This window comes from Chitinophaga sp. (genome assembly GCF_039596155.1).
In the GTDB taxonomy this organism is placed as follows: Bacteria; Bacteroidota; Bacteroidia; order Chitinophagales; family Chitinophagaceae; genus Chitinophaga.
The window spans coordinates 94,842-110,165 of the sequence record NZ_JBCNKF010000011.1 but is presented as its reverse complement, the minus strand read 5'-3'; the positions used below and the strand labels follow the sequence as shown (position 1 = coordinate 110,165).

The window sequence follows — 15,324 nt, the reverse complement described above, 5'->3', positions numbered from 1 at the left end:
TTTTAGAAGTATTAAGATATGTCATGTTGACAATATTTCATAATATGGGTTGGCATGTTATTGGGGCAATTCTCATTAAATATCTTCGCATGAAAGCATTGTTCACTGTCCTCCTTCTCCTTTCCGGTTATGTCAGTTTCGCACAGGACGCATGGCAACAACCCCTGCAAAAAGTATTAACCCAACTGGATACTGCCAGGGCTTATGATACCTGGTTACGGAACATAGATTCGCTGGAGACCCTGACCAAAGCTCACCCGGGTGAATTCCTGTTACAATATTACACGGGCTGGGCATGTACGCAATCCAGTTTCCAGGCGCCGAAAGGACAAGCTGAACCATTGACTGAAAAGGCAGCAACTTACGTAAAAAAAGCGCTCGGTATGATGCCGCAAAATACGGAGGCACTCACGCTGATGGAGTATTGGTTGTCAGCAAGAATAAATGCAAGTCCTACCAGGGGCGCAACCCTGGGAGGTGATAGTAAAGATTATTCTGATAAAGCAATTGCGGCAGACAGCACCAACCCAAGAGCCTATCTGCTGAAGGCATTAGTCGTATATCATACTCCTGCCCTATTCGGAGGCGGTAAAAAGAAGGCAGCGCCACTGGTTGCAGCAGCTGGCCAGCGATTTGCCGCTTTCAAACCAGACAATGCCCTTGCCCCTCACTGGGGGAATGATATCTACGAGCAATTGGCTGCTGATTATAAAGACTAGCAGTCTGTGAAATTCGTTACTCAATTAAATTTCTTAATAAATATTGAATATCAACCACTTGAACCTTTAGCAGCATTTTAGCGTTGTAAATTTTAAAAAGTGTTATTATGAGCAAGTATAATCATCCTTTGAATGGTCATGGCGAACCCAGAGCCACCGCTTTATACGAACACTCCAATGTACTGAATGTGAGTAAACCCGGGCGAATTGCCTCTATCGTAGGCGGCGCCATGATGACAACCAATGCTATCAGTAATGTCAGCAAACATCCCATTCGCAGTTTGATCCGACTGATTGCCGGCGGTTATCTTTTATACAGGGGTATTTCAGGGAATTGTCCCATCTCGGCTATGGCGGGAAGAAGCTCGTCTGATAAGCACAATAGTGCGATCAATATCCGTACTAAATTCATCGTTGACAAGCCACGTTTTGAAGTGTACAGTTTCTGGCGTTCTGTAGAGAACTTACCGCATTTTATGCGTCATTTAGCTGTAGTGACTGAAAAAGATAGTCATCATTCTCACTGGGTAGCTACCGGTCCTGGCAAACTCGGCACCATAGAATGGGATGCTGAGATCATAAAAGATGAACCCGGTGAACTGATTGGCTGGCGATCTGCACCCGGCTCTGACTTAGTAACTGCTGGTAAAATTACCTTTAGTGACTCGATCAGTGGTGGTACTGAAATGGAAGTCATCATTACGTACCGTCCTCCTGCAGGCTATGTAGGTACGGGACTGGCATGGATTCTGAACCCTGCGTTTGAGAACATGATCAGAAAAGATATTCTGAGGTTTAAGAACTATGTTGAAACAGGAGAGATCACGGCCTTGTAACGCACGGTTTCACATTTTTTTCACATTCGACAGGCTGTGTCTGGCCTGATATTTGGCACTTGATACATGCATTTTGTTTAACCTTATAAACTTTTTTTATGAGTACAATGAAATTAATATACGGCGCATTAGCAGGATTGGCAGCGGGAGTTGCAATCGGTATATTGACTGCACCAGAAAGTGGTGAAGAAACAAGAAAAAAACTGAAAAGATCTGCCCGTGATGTGAATAATCGTTTCAAACGCATTGTTGGGAAAGGTGCAGATGGTTTGTCAGAGCTGAAGTACATTTTCGAGAATGAGACAACCGGGTTGAAAGATGACGTGAAGGAACGTGTACTTAAGATTATAGATGAAAGTAATCAATCTTACAGCAAGTTTAAGAAAGAGGCACTTTCGTAAGATCATATAAACGGATGGCCACGCAATTCAAAAAAAAAGGTCCTGCTTATTCAGCAGGACCTTTTTATTTATAATGATATTTATTCAGCCAGTAGTGAATCTATGAGCGCATTAAACTCCTTCTTGAATGCTTCATAATGTTCTCCTGTACCCGGCCCGGAAAAACCGGTATGTACTTCTTTCACGTTTCCTTTCTTATCAATGAAAATTGTAGTTGGAAATCCCTTAATTCCTGTCAATTGTGGCAAGGACTTTTCTGCCTTTTGCGGATCGCCCGGTGTCACACCTGTGATCAATACGGGATAAGTCACATCAAATCTTTTCAGGAATCCGGACAATGCCTTTTTAGAGGTAGCAAAATCAGTGGTTCTTTCGTAGGAAAGTCCGATCACTTCTACCCCACGGGCTTTATTCTCTTTGTACCAGGTACTCAGAAAACCGGTTTCGTCCATACAGTTCGGGCACCAGCTACCCATCAGTGTAATTACTACTACCTTTCCTGCAAAACGCTTATCCCGGATGCTTACCTTTTTCCCGTTCATATCAGGGAAAGTAAAATCGAGGCGGTTATTCCCCGGTTTGGTAGTGGCCAGTGAACGCTCATCCGGCAAAGCGGCTTTATCATCTTTACGGGCTACCCATTGTTCCTTGCCTGCGCCGATCCCTGCATAGAAAGTTCCGTTTTCGAGGGATCCATCTTTCACCTGTGCAGTGAAGTAATAAGCATGGGAACCGTCGAAAGTAGAGAGTTTCAGGCTATCGCCATCGACAATCCCTTCCAGGAAACGGTAGTCACCGGTAGAAGTGAGGAAGGTGCCTGTTACTTTACTGCCGTTTTGTTTGAACTCCCCTACTGCAAAGGAAGAATCCGGTTTACCTGCGTTAAAGAACCAGGTGGCATAGCGGCCGGTCACGTTTACGCCAGCAGGCGCCTGGGGGTGAAAACGCTCCTTTACGTTATATGCAGCGGAAAATGGGATGGTCACATCTCCGGCAGGAAGGTGACGGATCCATAATCCTTTAAGTGCATCATTATTGACGATGACCGCTTTGAATTCAGAATCGAAGAAAGGCATTTTGATAAATACGGAGTCTCCCTTCTGTTTCACATCATCCACGAGCATACGGTCCTGTGCATTGAGGATGTAGACCACTTTCCTGCGCGCACTGTCTTTCACTTCAAAGTTAAACACGATGTCTGCACCATCTGCGCGATGCAGGCTACCTTTCCAGGTGCCGTTTGGGAGGTCGTATCTTTCCAGGCTTTTACCGAATATAAATGCCGGCAGTACCGCCAGCAACCAACAATGCTTGAACATAGATTAGTCTATTAATTTTATGGGGTAAAGATAGGGAATTAATACCGGGCACCAAAAAGCATGCTGCCAATGCGGACCATGGTACTTCCTTCTTCCAGGGCGATGGTATAATCGCCGCTCATACCGATAGAGAGTGTGGTAAGCTGGTTCCCTTCCGGGGCAAAGGAAGCTTTCAACTGCTGCTGCAGGGATTTCAGGTGTCTGAATTCGGTTCTCACCTGCTCCATATTGTCTGTGTTGGTAGCCATGCCCATAAAGCCGGCGATCTGGATATGTTTGAATTTATCGGGTTGATCTTTCCATTGGGAAAGGATATCTGTCAATTCTGCTTCGTCCAGCCCGAATTTAGTTTCCTCTTCCGCAATGTGGACCTGCAGGAGGCAACGGATAATGCGATTGTGTTTGGCGGCTTGTTTATTGATCTCCTCCAGGAGGCGCAGGCTATCGACTGCGTGGATCATAGATACGAAGGGAGCGATGTATTTTACCTTGTTAGATTGCAGGTGGCCGATAAAGTGCCATTCGATATCGGCAGGGAGGATAGGTTGTTTTTCCTGTAGTTCCTGCACGTAGTTTTCACCGAAGATACGCTGGCCGGCGTCATACAGAGCCTGTATGTCGGAGGCCGGTTTCACTTTGGAGACAGCCACGAGTTGGGCCTGGTAAGGAGCCAGTTCGGCGATGACCTTATTATAAGCGGATAGATTTACTGACATGCCGCAAAGGTAGTAATTGTGGTCTGCGGCTGCAAGGAAGAATTTAAGACCCTCCACCGATCTTTTCCCGTTTTTCCTGCCTTTTATTCCAGGCTGCATTCAGCGATACCAGCAGGATCATAAATGCTACTGCCGCTACAGAAGGGGCAATAAACCAAAAGGGAACTGACAGCGCCACACTGATGATGGTGAGCTTCAGGAAATGAGAAAAATCGCCGGAGGGATCTTTTTTATTTGACATAAAAACGGATTTTAGCCGAGTATACTACGCCCGATTACGATCCGCTGCACTTCGCTGGTACCCTCGTAGATCTGCGTAATCTTTGCATCTCTCATCAGTCGCTCTACATGATACTCTTTCACATATCCATAGCCACCATGCACCTGTACGGCCTCTGTAGTTACCCACATTGCTGTTTCCGAGGCATATACCTTTGCCATCGAGCCACTGAGGGTGTAGTCTTTATGCTGATCTTTTTCCCATGCTGCTTTGAAGCAAAGCAACCTGGCTGCTTCAATACGGGTAGCCATATCTGCCAGTTTAAACTGTATTGCCTGGTGCTGACTGATCTCTTTTCCGAAAGCCTTGCGTTGTTTAGAGTAGCTGACTGCTAATTCGTAAGCGCCTGATGCGATACCCAATGCCTGGGAGGCAATCCCGATACGGCCACCTGCCAGTGTTTTCATGGCAAATTTAAAACCGAATCCATCTTCCCCTATCCTGTTCTGCCGGGGTACTTTCACGTCCTGGAACATGATGCTGTGGGTATCACTACCCCTGATACCCATTTTGTTTTCTTTGGCTCCTATCGTAACGCCGGGGCTGTTCTTTTCTACGATCAGGGCATTGATACCTTTGCTGCCTTTATCGGGGTGGGTTTGGGCAATTACAAGGTACACACTGGCACTGCTGCCATTCGTGATCCAGTTTTTCGTACCATTGAGCAGGTAAAAGTCACCTTTATCTTCGGCGGTTGTACGCTGAGAGGTTGCATCGGAGCCAGCTTCAGGCTCACTGAGCAGGAAGGCGCCTGTGATTTCACCTTTGGCCAGGGGTACCAGGTATTGCTGTTTCTGCTCTTCTGTGCCATAATGCTCCAGGCCCCAGCAGACTAATGAATTATTAACGCTCATACACACAGAGGTGGAAGCATCAATTTTTGAAATTTCTTCCATTGCCAGTACATAGGAAATGGTATCCAGACCGGATCCGCCATATTTTGGATCTACCATCATTCCGAGAAATCCCAACTCTCCCAGTTTTTTGATCTGTGCTGCGGGGTAAATTTGTTTTTCATCTCTTTCTATGACGCCGGGCAATAGTTCATTTTGGGCAAAGTCCCGGGCAGCCTTTTGAATCATCAGGTGTTCTTCAGTGAGTTGAAAGTCCATGGAATTTACGTTTTGTAGGAGTTATTGATATGAACGAATTTATCGTTTTTATACATGGTAATTCCACATTTAATCTTTATCCATTTTTATCGTGAAAACATTAAAGATTATTTGAAGATACTGTGTCCTTATTGGAATTATTATATGTTTTCATGCAGGTATGTATATACCTCCACAGTAAGGCCGGCCGCCCGTTCATTTAAAAACCATTAGCTTGCTAAACAGGAATAACATCCTTTTATGAAAAATATTAAGATCATTGAGGTGAAATCAGAGATTGGCGCGGGAACACGTGGCGCCAGCCTGGGAGTGGAAGCGATCAAGATAGCTGCACTGGACTTTATGAGCAACTTTTTTGTGCATTTCCCTACTGAAACAATTGAGACAGAAAATAAACTGCTGTTTGAGCCAATAGAATCCCCTTATGCGAAAAGGATTAAAGGTACGGTGGCTTTATATGAGCGGATTAGTAAAAGTGTGTGTGAAACCGTGAAAGCGAACTGGTTTCCGGTAGTATTATCAGGAGATCATAGTACGGCCGGTGCTACGATTGCAGGATTGAAAATGGCCCGTCCAAAAGCAAAAATAGGAGCGATATGGATCGATGCGCATGCAGATCTCCATACACCCTATACAACTCCCTCGGGGAATATGCATGGGATGCCGGTAGCGATCTCAATTGCAGAAGACAACCTGGAGTGTAAGGTGCATGACCTGGATGATAATACGATTAAGCAGTGGGAAGCGTTAAAGAACATTGGCGGTATTGCACCAAAAGTGTTGCCGGAGGATATTGTGTTTATATCATTGAGAGATTATGAGAAGGAGGAAGACGCGTTGATTAAACAGTATGGGATGAAAGTAATCACGACAAATGAAGTAAGGAGAAAGGGTGCTGAACAGGTGGCGAGAGCTGTGTTCAGATACCTGAGTGATTGCGAGTATATCTATGTCTCATTTGATGTGGATAGCCTGGATTCGTCTATTTCAAAAGGAACAGGAACACCCGTGACAAATGGGCTGAGAGAGCGGGAGGTGGAAGACCTGATTGCTAAATTTATGCAGCATAGGAAGATCTGTTGTTTTGAGATTACGGAGGTGAATCCGACATTAGATAAAGAGAACCTGATGGCGGAAATTGCGTTTAATATATTGCAGCGGAGTGTGAATGTGTTGTTGATGAATTAATTGACGTATTGAAATTGATTTTACGAATAAAGTAGCCTGTATCTTTCTTCTTAGATACAGGCTACTTTGTTTTATCATGGATTTGTGTGCTTCATCCTGATCAGGTTTGCTACCAACCCCGTCCACCCCGTTTGGTGTGCGGCGCCCAACCCCTTTCCACTATCTCCATGAAAATATTCATGGAATTGGATCAGATCAGCAAAATGAGGATCTTTCTGTAATTTCTCATTATCTCCAAACACAGGTCTGCGGCCATTCTCGTCTTTTCGGAAGATCTTTAATAAACGATCTGCCAAAAAGGTACCCACTTCTTTCAGAGAATAATAACATCCGGATGATGTTGGATATTCTATACGGAAATCATCTGTGTAGAAGTAATGGAATTTGCGCAGACTTTCGATCAGGAGGAAATTCATTTGAATCCATACCGGCCCGCGCCAGTTTGAATTACCGCCGTATGTGATGGTATCACTTTCGCCGGGTACGTATTTTACAATGAGTTCAGTACCGTTTTCCTGTAGCCGGTACGGATCAGCTTCATACTTTTTAGAAAGGGAGCGCACGCCATATTCACTGAGAAATTCGGTTTCATCCAGCATCCGGTATAGCAATCGTTTCATACGATGCCCTCGCAATAAACTCAGCAGGTGTTTATTTTCTTTTCCTTCTTCATACCACCTTGATACCAATTGCGCCAGATCTGGCCGGTGACGCAGGAACCACGACATACGTTCGGCAAATACAGGGTTGTTTTCTAACGCTTCTTTTGAAATAACTTCGACCGCACATAAAGGAATCAATCCCACCATGCTCCTGAACTTCAATTTCAGGATACGGTTATCAGGGGCACGCAACTGATCGTAGAAGAATTCATCTTCCTCATCCCACAATCCACTATTACCTGTACCCATACTTGCCATTGCGCCGGCAATATACATGAAGTGTTCGAAGAACTTCGTTGCCATTCCGTTGTACACCCTGTTATGATTACACAACTCCAGTGAAATATGCAGCATATTCAAAGCATATGTCGCCATCCAGCTGGTAGCATCGGCCTGTTCTTCCCGAACACCATCCGGTAATGGCAGACTTCTGTCAAACGCACCAATATTATCCAGTCCTAAGAAACCACCTTCAAAGATATTGCTGCCGCTACTATCTTTTCTGTTCACCCACCAGGTAAAGTTGATGAGTAGTTTATGGAATAAGGCTTCCAGGAAATGGTAATCTTTTTCCCCTTTTAGTGCCGCATCCTGCTTGAATACACGGTATACAGCACCTGCATGTACAGGAGGGTTCACATCTCCAAAGGCCCATTCGTATGCCGGGAATTCTCCTGAGGGATGCATGTACCATTCTTCGGTCATCAGCAGTAACTGGTGTTTGGCAAAATCCGGGTCTACCATTGCCAGTGTCACACAATGAAATGCCAGATCCCAGGCCGCATACCATGGAAATTCCCATTTGTCCGGCACGGAGATAATATCCTCATTCACCAGGTGTTTCCATTCCTTATTTCTTCCGTTCCAACGTTCCTTCGGAGGCATGGGTTGGGAAGGATCTCCTTCCAGCCAGCGCTGTACTTTGTAATAATAGAATTGTTTGTTCCACAGCATTCCCGCCAGTGCCTGCCGCTGTATCAACTTCTCATCCTCATCGCTGATCTCTGACTGTAATTCGCTATAATAGGCATTGGCATCTGCCACCCTTGCTGCAAAAAGATCTTCAAAACCAGCAAAGGGTTGCTCCTTTGCTTTGTCAGTCAATCTTAATCTGATAGTGTGGGAACCGTGAGCAGGTATGTTCAATTCATAGTGCACAGCAGCTTTGGTGCCTTTTTTTTCCGGGTTGATTGTATCTGCACCGTGTAGAATATAATCATTGATCCCATCTTTTGGAAAAGGGGTAATGGAATCTATATTATACAACCGCTTATTATTGGACTCATTTTCGCAGAACAGCATCTCCTGTCCTCCTTCCTGATACAGGTATTGTACCTGTAGTTTCTCATGTTCAAAACGGATTGTCTTTGCATCTTCCTGCCACAAAGCAGGTTTATAAGGCCGGCGCCCCCATACCCAGGTATTCCGGAACCATACGGTAGGCAATACAGTTAAGGGTGCATCGGCATTACCCCTGTTGTGAATAGTGATTTTTACAAGGATATCATCCATATCCTCCTTCGCATATTCTATGAAGATGTCAAAGTATTTATCTTCATTAAAGAGCCCGGTGTCGATCAGTTCATATTCCTCTTCTTCTTTGCCTCTGCGGGCATTCTCCCGTATCAGCTGATCGTAGGGATACTCCTGCTGTACGTATTTATACAGCATCTTCATATATGAGTGGGTCGGGGTTGCATCGAGGTAATAATACAATTCCTTTACATCCTCGCCATGATTGCCTTCTGCATTATTCAGCCCGAAAAAACGTTCTTTTAAGATGGGGTCTTTCTTATTCCAGCATGCCAATGAAAAACACAATAGTTGTTTTTCATCGCAAATACCGCCGATTCCTTCTTCTCCCCATCTCCAGGTTTTACTTCTTGCCATATCATGGGTGGTGTAGTCCCATGAATTGCCATTCTCACTATAATCTTCACGTACAGTTCCCCATTGTCTGTCACTCACATAAGATCCCCATTTCTTCCAGCCTTGTATCTGAAGGCGTTGTTGTTCCTGATTCATCGTATGCTGCTTTTGATCATTGAATATGGAAGTAAGCTACCAGCCATCCCACCACTTCACTATAACTACGTATTCCTTTTTCCTGCTTGTTAGCCTTCAGGTACTGATCATAGATCATAGAAGTATAATCGTCTACCGGGCTATTATATTTGTGATAGAAATTCTTTAGCTGTTTGTAGTCTTCATGCACGCCGGGAACGGCTTTCTGCCAGAGTTCCTTTGCCATGGTGGTATCCTGCCATCGCAGCTGCCGGATGCTATACATAAACATCTCAAAATTAGCAGCATACCGGAACCGAACATCTTTTGCATGACCAGCGACGAGGTAACCGATAAAATTAGCCTGTTCTTCCGCCCCATATCCCAATTGATGTGCCACTTCATGACAGATCGTAAAAGGGTGTAAAAATCCGGGCGTTGTTACATTTACCTGTGCTTCGCCTGTGAAGGGATTGAGGTAACCTCCCACGTTCATGTAATTCATCCAGGTACCATACAGGGATCTCTTCAGACAGGGATGGGTGTAATTTAACACCGGCCACTGCTGTGCTGCCTGATCATATGCCACTACAGCCCGCTGGAACAGCTGTGCGCTGTCTGCGCCAGGGTGTGTGGCATGCACGGTGTCTTCCATTTCCACCCGGTTGGCATTTACCTGTTGCAACAATGTATCGGCTAATTTGTACAACTGCTGTGTACCATATTCATTGACCTGCAGTTGCATATCTTTCTCCAGTGAAAAGCGATCGTAATTAAAGCCCCACAGTACCAGGAAGGCGAGGTATAGTGTTAAAATGGCACTGACTCCCTTCAGGAAATATAAAAAACTTTCTTTCCATTGGGTTTTGATCAGTTTATAACATAATTTTAACAAATAAATGCTACCTGTTATAACCCAGGCGGCATAAATTACGTCGCCAACACTAAAGGGTATGGATCCCAATACCGCCCTTAATAAGTTACTTATCCAAAAGTAGAACCTATGAAAATACCACCCTTCAAACCTATGGCTGAATGTGAACAGCCCTTTCAAAATGATGACGCACAAAATTGTTACCAAAATACGTACTCCTGTGTGCCTTATCTTTGCATTTGTATCCATACTAATCAGCGCGTAAAATGACAGATGAGATCTTACTGGGCGAACTTACGACAGCGCTATCCTGCCAGTCAGGAGTGAAAATACACATTAATTACGCAGAAAAAATATCCGGCGGAGATATTAATGAAACATATAAGCTCTCCACAAACGACGGATCATTGTTTCTGAAGATGAATGATGCGCATATTTATCCGGACATGTTCGTCAGAGAGCTAAACGGGCTCAATATACTTCGCAATACCAATGCCATCAACGTACCCCGCCCCTTAGCAACGGGTACTGTTGGAGACAAAGGATTTCTGGTGACTGAATTTATGGAAAAAGGCGGTGTTACGCCTGATTTCTGGGAAAACTTCGGGGCCAGCCTGTCGAGAGTACATCGCCATACCCAGACTTACTATGGTTTTCCCGAGACCAATTACATTGGTACCCTCAAGCAATATAATACACCTTACAGCAGCTGGCCTGTATTCTATGCCTTTAACCGGTTGCAGCCCCTCACCAGGGCGGCTTACGACCAGCAGGTGATGGATAAGGGAATGGTGGTGCAAATGGAGCACCTGTGGAAGCAGCTGCCAGCGATGTTCCCTGACGAGAAACCGGCATTGCTGCATGGTGATCTCTGGTCTGGCAACTTTATGGTAGGCAAGGATGGCAGGGCATGTGTATATGATCCGGCGGTCTATTATGGGCACAGGGAAATGGATCTGGCGATGACCAGACTGTTTGGTGGTTTTGATACGCGTTTTTACTTCAGCTATCAGACCATGTATCCCCTGGCTGAGGGATGGCAGTCCAGAATTGGTGTCTGCCAGTTATACCCGCTTATGGTTCACCTGCTTTTATTCGGAGGCAGCTATTATAATAGTGTGAAAGAGATTCTTGATGAATTCTGATTACTGATAGATCTTCATTCTATCGTACTCGGCTTCTATAATAGGATAGAATTTTTCCACTTCTTCAGAGATATTGGCAAATAACGCATCCACTTCTTCGGGAGGCAGGGATGTGTTTGCATTTAAAGTATTTTCCAGATTCTGCATACGGGCACTGATCCATGTAAGTCCCACCATAGAAAAATTGGGTTTTAGTTTGTGTACCTGAAATTTCAGCTGTTCCCAATCCCGCGCATCTACTAAAGCCTGAATTTTCACCAGTTCTTCCCTGATCGTTTTCAGGAATATTTCAAAAAGATCTGCCGCGTACGAGATATTGTTCTCATACAGGGTATTGAGATATTTTACATCAAGATCTTTGTGGAACTCAAATCCAGACATGTTGTTTGTTTCTTCCATTATAAGTTCAGTTTCGTCCTCATTGAGATATTTGTTCAATATCTGTAACAATTGATCCGGCGTATATGGTTTCGTTAGTATATCAGTAATGCCTGCCTGTCTTGCCTGGGTAAAAGTACTTTCCATGGCGAGGGCTGTCGTGGCTACCAGTGGGGTAGCAACGTTTGGTTTATCTTCATCTTCGCGGATCCTGCCCGCCAGCTCCAATCCATTGAGGCCAGGAATACGGATGTCAATTAATACCAGGTCATACTGCCTGGAATTCAGGAAATATAAAGCATCAGGACCATTGGTAGCAAGCTGGTGCTGTACATTATATTTTTCCAACAGGCTGTTAATGTAATGAAGGTTCATTGCATTATCCTCAATCACAAGTACACTTGACCCTGAGAAACTGGCCTGTTTGCTATGTGATCCGGCGCCTGGCGTAACGACGGCGGACTTCCGGGTATCGATAAAAGGCAGGTTAAATGAAAAACAGGTATTGTATTCCGCACTTTCTTCCACACAGATTGTTCCTCCCTGTAATTCAACAAGTTGTTTGGAAATGGCGAGTCCAAGACCGGTGCCACCGTATTTTTCCCTGATTTCCTGTTCTGCCTGTTTATAATTTTTGAATATCAGGTTCAGTTTGTCGTTGCTGATGCCAATTCCTGTGTCACATACACGGAAGCGTATCCACACTTTATCATCCTGCCAGCTTTCGGGCGTTACGCGGATAGCGATCTCCCCTTCCGGTGTAAATTTTTCTGCATTTCCTAACAGATTCATTAAGATTTGGTTCAAAAGTGTATCATCTCCGACCAGGCGATTCTGGATCCGGGGATCGATGGTAGCAGAAATTTTTACGGGGCGCTGGCCCAGTTTCAGTTCAAAAGTGTGGCGGAGAGACTGGACAAGGGCAGTGAGGTTGAATTCCCGCTGATTGACCTGGAGTTCCCCTGCTTCGATCTTTGAGATGTCGAGGATATCAGAGATCAGTCCAAGAAGGATATTGGAACTGTGTTTTAATATATTAATGTAGTCCTGCTGGCGGCTGTCGAGCTCAGTTTCTTCGAGCAGGTGGGTCATGCCGATAATGACATTGAGGGGTGTACGGATTTCATGGCTCATACTGGCCAGAAATTCTTTTTGTGCGCCCCGGGCGTCTTCCGCCTGCTGACGGGCCTGCTCCAGGGTGGCCTGCTGGAGTTGTCGCCGGGAAACGTCGGTCACCTTCCACATACTGCCATTGAAGACACCATTATGCCATAGTGGTGTATAGTTCAGTTCAAAAATGCGCCCATCGGAGAAAGGAAGTTCCTGTCCGAAATAAGGATTTTTTTGTTGCAGGAGGTCTTCGACGGTGGCGAGAAAGGCTTCCGGATTCCGGGCTCTCCGGGCCAGGTGCCGGGCAATGGTGACAAAGGGCAGGGCGGGTACCAGGTCGATATCGCTCCCTATATATTGCTGAAACACAGCATTTACCCACACGAGTTCCTGTTCGGCATCGAGCAGAAGAATACCAGCATTGGTATGCTGGAAGTAGACGCTGATTGGCAATGAAAATATGTCCGGTGGCGAAATGCTTCGGGTAATGGGATGTTTTCTCGTACCTTTGATCCGGGCCATTGGTTATGAATGCAGGGTGTACAGTGATGCAGGATTTTATACTGCACGAATATAATAATTAATTAATTGGTTTTCACTAACCTAACTGTATAATCCTGATATTTGGGCTATTGTGAAAAGGCTAATGTAGGAAATTTTTGCATTTGCAAATATTTGGTTACCTTTGCATCCCTCTAAAAGTGAGGATTTTATTATGAAACAACTCCGTCAATTTGAAATTGCCTTTGTGGGACTCAAACCCGGAGAGCATACGTTTGAATACCAAGTTACGGATAGTTTTTTTGAAAACTACGGACCGCAGGATTTCAGCGACTGTAAAGCAACAGTAAAGCTGACATTGGACAAGAAAAGTGATTTTTTCCTGTTAAAGTTTGAAATTGGCGGAACTGTGAGCGTAATTTGTGACCGTTGTGGGCAACCATTTAATCTTCAGCTCTGGGATGATTTCACCCAGGTAGTGAAGATGGTGGAGAATCCTGAGGAGATGGAAGGTGATGAGGATCCGGAAGTATCTTATATTTCGAGGACGGAATCGCACCTGAATGTCGGTGAATGGATATATGAATTCATCAACCTGAGCATTCCTATGCAGAAAATACACCCGGATGTAGATGGTAAGAGCACCTGTGATCCGAAAGTATTAGAGATGCTGGACCAGATGAACAAACAATCTGATGCTCAGGACAATCCAATCTGGAAAGACCTGGACAAATTCCGGAGTAATTGAGCCGGGGGTTTGAGGAAAAGATACTTATTGAAACATTAAACTAGGACAATTAAAAACTAAATACGATGCCAAATCCGAAACGCAGACATTCTCAGCAAAGATCAGCTAAGAGAAGGACGCATTACAAGGCCTTTGCGGATACTTTAAGCACAGATAGCGCAACTGGTGAAGTGCACCTGAGACATCGTGCTCACTGGGTAGAGAACAAACTGTACTACAGAGGAAAAGTTGTATTGGAAAAACAAAGCAGCGCTAAATAATTTTACTATTTTTACCCCCGAGCAAAGACAAATTTAAACGTTCATGAGAATCGGGCTAGATATGATGGGTGGTGATTATGCCCCCGTCGAAGCAGTAAAAGGAGTAAAATTATTTTTAGATACTGTTGCAGCAGATGCACATCTGGTGCTGATTGGTGATGAGGCGGCCCTGGCTCCCTTATTATCTGAAGCGCAGTTGGACCAATCAAAATATTCAGTTGTTCATTCATCCCAGGTAATTGGGATGAATGAACATCCTACCAAGGCGCTGAAGGAAAAGCAACATTCTTCTATCAGTATCGGGTTCCACCTGTTACAGAGCGGGAAGATAGATGCCTTCATCAGTGCAGGTAACACTGGAGCAATGATGGTTGGTACTTTCTATTCCATCAAAGCAATTGAAGGGGTTCAGCGACCAACAATATCTACACCGGTGCCAAGATTGGACGGCTCTATCGGGCTGTTACTTGACGTTGGTATCAACGCCGATTGTAAAGCCGAGAACCTGCTCCAATTTGCAATACTGGGTTCTCTCTATTCCAAACATATCCTGAATGTTAGTAATCCTACTGTAGGCCTGCTCAATATCGGAGAAGAGGAAGGTAAAGGTAACCTGTTGGCACAAGCCACCTACCCTTTGCTGAAGGAACACCCGGAATTGAATTTCATTGGCAATGTGGAAGGTCGTGATGTACTGACCGGCAAGGCTGATGTCATTGTTTGTGAAGGTTTTACAGGTAATGTTGTGCTCAAAATGGCCGAATCGCTGCATGACATTGCAGTACAGCGGAACATTCAAGATGAGTACATGGACCGGTTTAACTTCCAGAGCTATGGCGGTACACCTGTACTAGGCGTATCAAAGCCGGTGATCATTGGTCATGGTATATCGAAAGATACAGCCTTTAAGAACATGATCGTGCTGGCACAACAAATGATCGAAACGAAACTGCTGGAGAAAATCCGGGAAAGTTTTGTGAAATAATTTACATCCTATTTGAACTAAAAATTATTGATACCGGTCTGCAGACCGGTATTTTTTTATGGCAATTAAAAAGGGCCTGTATCTTT

Annotated in this window: 15 protein-coding genes; 8 read left to right on the top strand and 7 right to left on the bottom strand. The window is 44.7% G+C overall.

Translation table 11 applies throughout. The features are described from left to right. The first annotated feature begins 89 nt into the window (after positions 1-89). The 3 genes from ABDW33_RS12990 to ABDW33_RS12980 all read left to right on the top strand — a co-directional run bounded on the left by ABDW33_RS12990 (position 90) and on the right by ABDW33_RS12980 (position 1,956). Positions 90-719, top strand: a complete 630-nt coding sequence (locus ABDW33_RS12990; RefSeq protein WP_343690497.1) for a hypothetical protein — start codon at positions 90-92, stop codon at positions 717-719. Positions 720-826: 107 nt separating this feature from the next. Next, positions 827-1,555 (top strand): SRPBCC family protein, encoded by a 729-nt coding sequence (locus ABDW33_RS12985; protein ID WP_343690496.1) that lies wholly within the window; start codon positions 827-829, stop codon positions 1,553-1,555. A gap of 98 nt (positions 1,556-1,653) precedes the next feature. After that, complete coding sequence (locus tag ABDW33_RS12980) at positions 1,654-1,956, top strand: YtxH domain-containing protein (RefSeq protein WP_343690495.1); 303 nt, start codon at positions 1,654-1,656, stop codon at positions 1,954-1,956. Between the two features lie 80 nt (positions 1,957-2,036). On the opposite strand, the gene ABDW33_RS12975 is transcribed toward ABDW33_RS12980, so the two are convergent. Genes ABDW33_RS12975 through ABDW33_RS12960 form a run of 4 tightly spaced genes read right to left on the bottom strand, consistent with a single transcriptional unit; the run spans position 2,037 to position 5,383 of the window. Continuing rightward, the gene (locus ABDW33_RS12975) at positions 2,037-3,275 is read right to left on the bottom strand and encodes a TlpA disulfide reductase family protein (protein WP_343690494.1); all 1,239 of its coding nucleotides are present in this window, start codon (positions 3,273-3,275) and stop codon (positions 2,037-2,039) included. A gap of 38 nt (positions 3,276-3,313) precedes the next feature. Next, the gene (locus ABDW33_RS12970) at positions 3,314-3,991 is read right to left on the bottom strand and encodes a YggS family pyridoxal phosphate-dependent enzyme (RefSeq protein WP_343690493.1); all 678 of its coding nucleotides are present in this window, start codon (positions 3,989-3,991) and stop codon (positions 3,314-3,316) included. Positions 3,992-4,034: 43 nt separating this feature from the next. Next, on the bottom strand, positions 4,035-4,232 hold the full coding sequence (locus ABDW33_RS12965; protein ID WP_343690492.1) for a hypothetical protein: 198 nt from the start codon (positions 4,230-4,232) through the stop codon (positions 4,035-4,037). An 11-nt stretch (positions 4,233-4,243) separates the two neighbouring features. After that, on the bottom strand, positions 4,244-5,383 hold the full coding sequence (locus ABDW33_RS12960; RefSeq protein WP_343690491.1) for an acyl-CoA dehydrogenase: 1,140 nt from the start codon (positions 5,381-5,383) through the stop codon (positions 4,244-4,246). 240 nt (positions 5,384-5,623) lie between these two features. Here ABDW33_RS12960 and ABDW33_RS12955 point away from each other — a divergent pair, with 240 nt between their 5' ends. Beyond that, the gene (locus ABDW33_RS12955) at positions 5,624-6,571 is read left to right on the top strand and encodes an arginase (RefSeq protein WP_343690490.1); all 948 of its coding nucleotides are present in this window, start codon (positions 5,624-5,626) and stop codon (positions 6,569-6,571) included. Positions 6,572-6,645: 74 nt separating this feature from the next. On the opposite strand, the gene ABDW33_RS12950 is transcribed toward ABDW33_RS12955, so the two are convergent. Together ABDW33_RS12950 and ABDW33_RS12945 are read right to left on the bottom strand one after the other, a co-directional pair. Further along, positions 6,646-9,258, bottom strand: coding sequence for a glucosidase (locus tag ABDW33_RS12950; RefSeq protein ID WP_343690489.1), 2,613 nt, complete (start codon positions 9,256-9,258; stop codon positions 6,646-6,648). A 16-nt stretch (positions 9,259-9,274) separates the two neighbouring features. After that, on the bottom strand, positions 9,275-10,360 hold the full coding sequence (locus ABDW33_RS12945; protein ID WP_343690488.1) for a DUF3810 domain-containing protein: 1,086 nt from the start codon (positions 10,358-10,360) through the stop codon (positions 9,275-9,277). Positions 10,361-10,377: 17 nt separating this feature from the next. Between ABDW33_RS12945 and ABDW33_RS12940 the strand changes: the two genes are divergently transcribed. Continuing rightward, complete coding sequence (locus tag ABDW33_RS12940) at positions 10,378-11,256, top strand: fructosamine kinase family protein (RefSeq protein ID WP_343690487.1); 879 nt, start codon at positions 10,378-10,380, stop codon at positions 11,254-11,256. Here ABDW33_RS12940 and ABDW33_RS12935 read toward each other — a convergent pair whose 3' ends face one another. Continuing rightward, a complete protein-coding gene (locus ABDW33_RS12935; protein WP_343690486.1) occupies positions 11,257-13,266 on the bottom strand; it encodes an ATP-binding protein in 2,010 nt (669 codons plus the stop codon). A gap of 193 nt (positions 13,267-13,459) precedes the next feature. Between ABDW33_RS12935 and ABDW33_RS12930 the strand changes: the two genes are divergently transcribed. The 3 genes from ABDW33_RS12930 to plsX all read left to right on the top strand — a co-directional run bounded on the left by ABDW33_RS12930 (position 13,460) and on the right by plsX (position 15,238). Beyond that, the gene (locus tag ABDW33_RS12930; RefSeq protein ID WP_343690485.1) at positions 13,460-13,993 is read left to right on the top strand and encodes a DUF177 domain-containing protein; all 534 of its coding nucleotides are present in this window, start codon (positions 13,460-13,462) and stop codon (positions 13,991-13,993) included. Between the two features lie 65 nt (positions 13,994-14,058). Then, on the top strand, positions 14,059-14,253 hold the full coding sequence (rpmF, locus tag ABDW33_RS12925; protein WP_072356725.1) for a 50S ribosomal protein L32: 195 nt from the start codon (positions 14,059-14,061) through the stop codon (positions 14,251-14,253). Positions 14,254-14,296: 43 nt separating this feature from the next. After that, positions 14,297-15,238, top strand: a complete 942-nt coding sequence (plsX, locus tag ABDW33_RS12920) for a phosphate acyltransferase PlsX (RefSeq protein WP_343690484.1) — start codon at positions 14,297-14,299, stop codon at positions 15,236-15,238. The last annotated feature ends 86 nt before the right edge of the window (positions 15,239-15,324 follow it).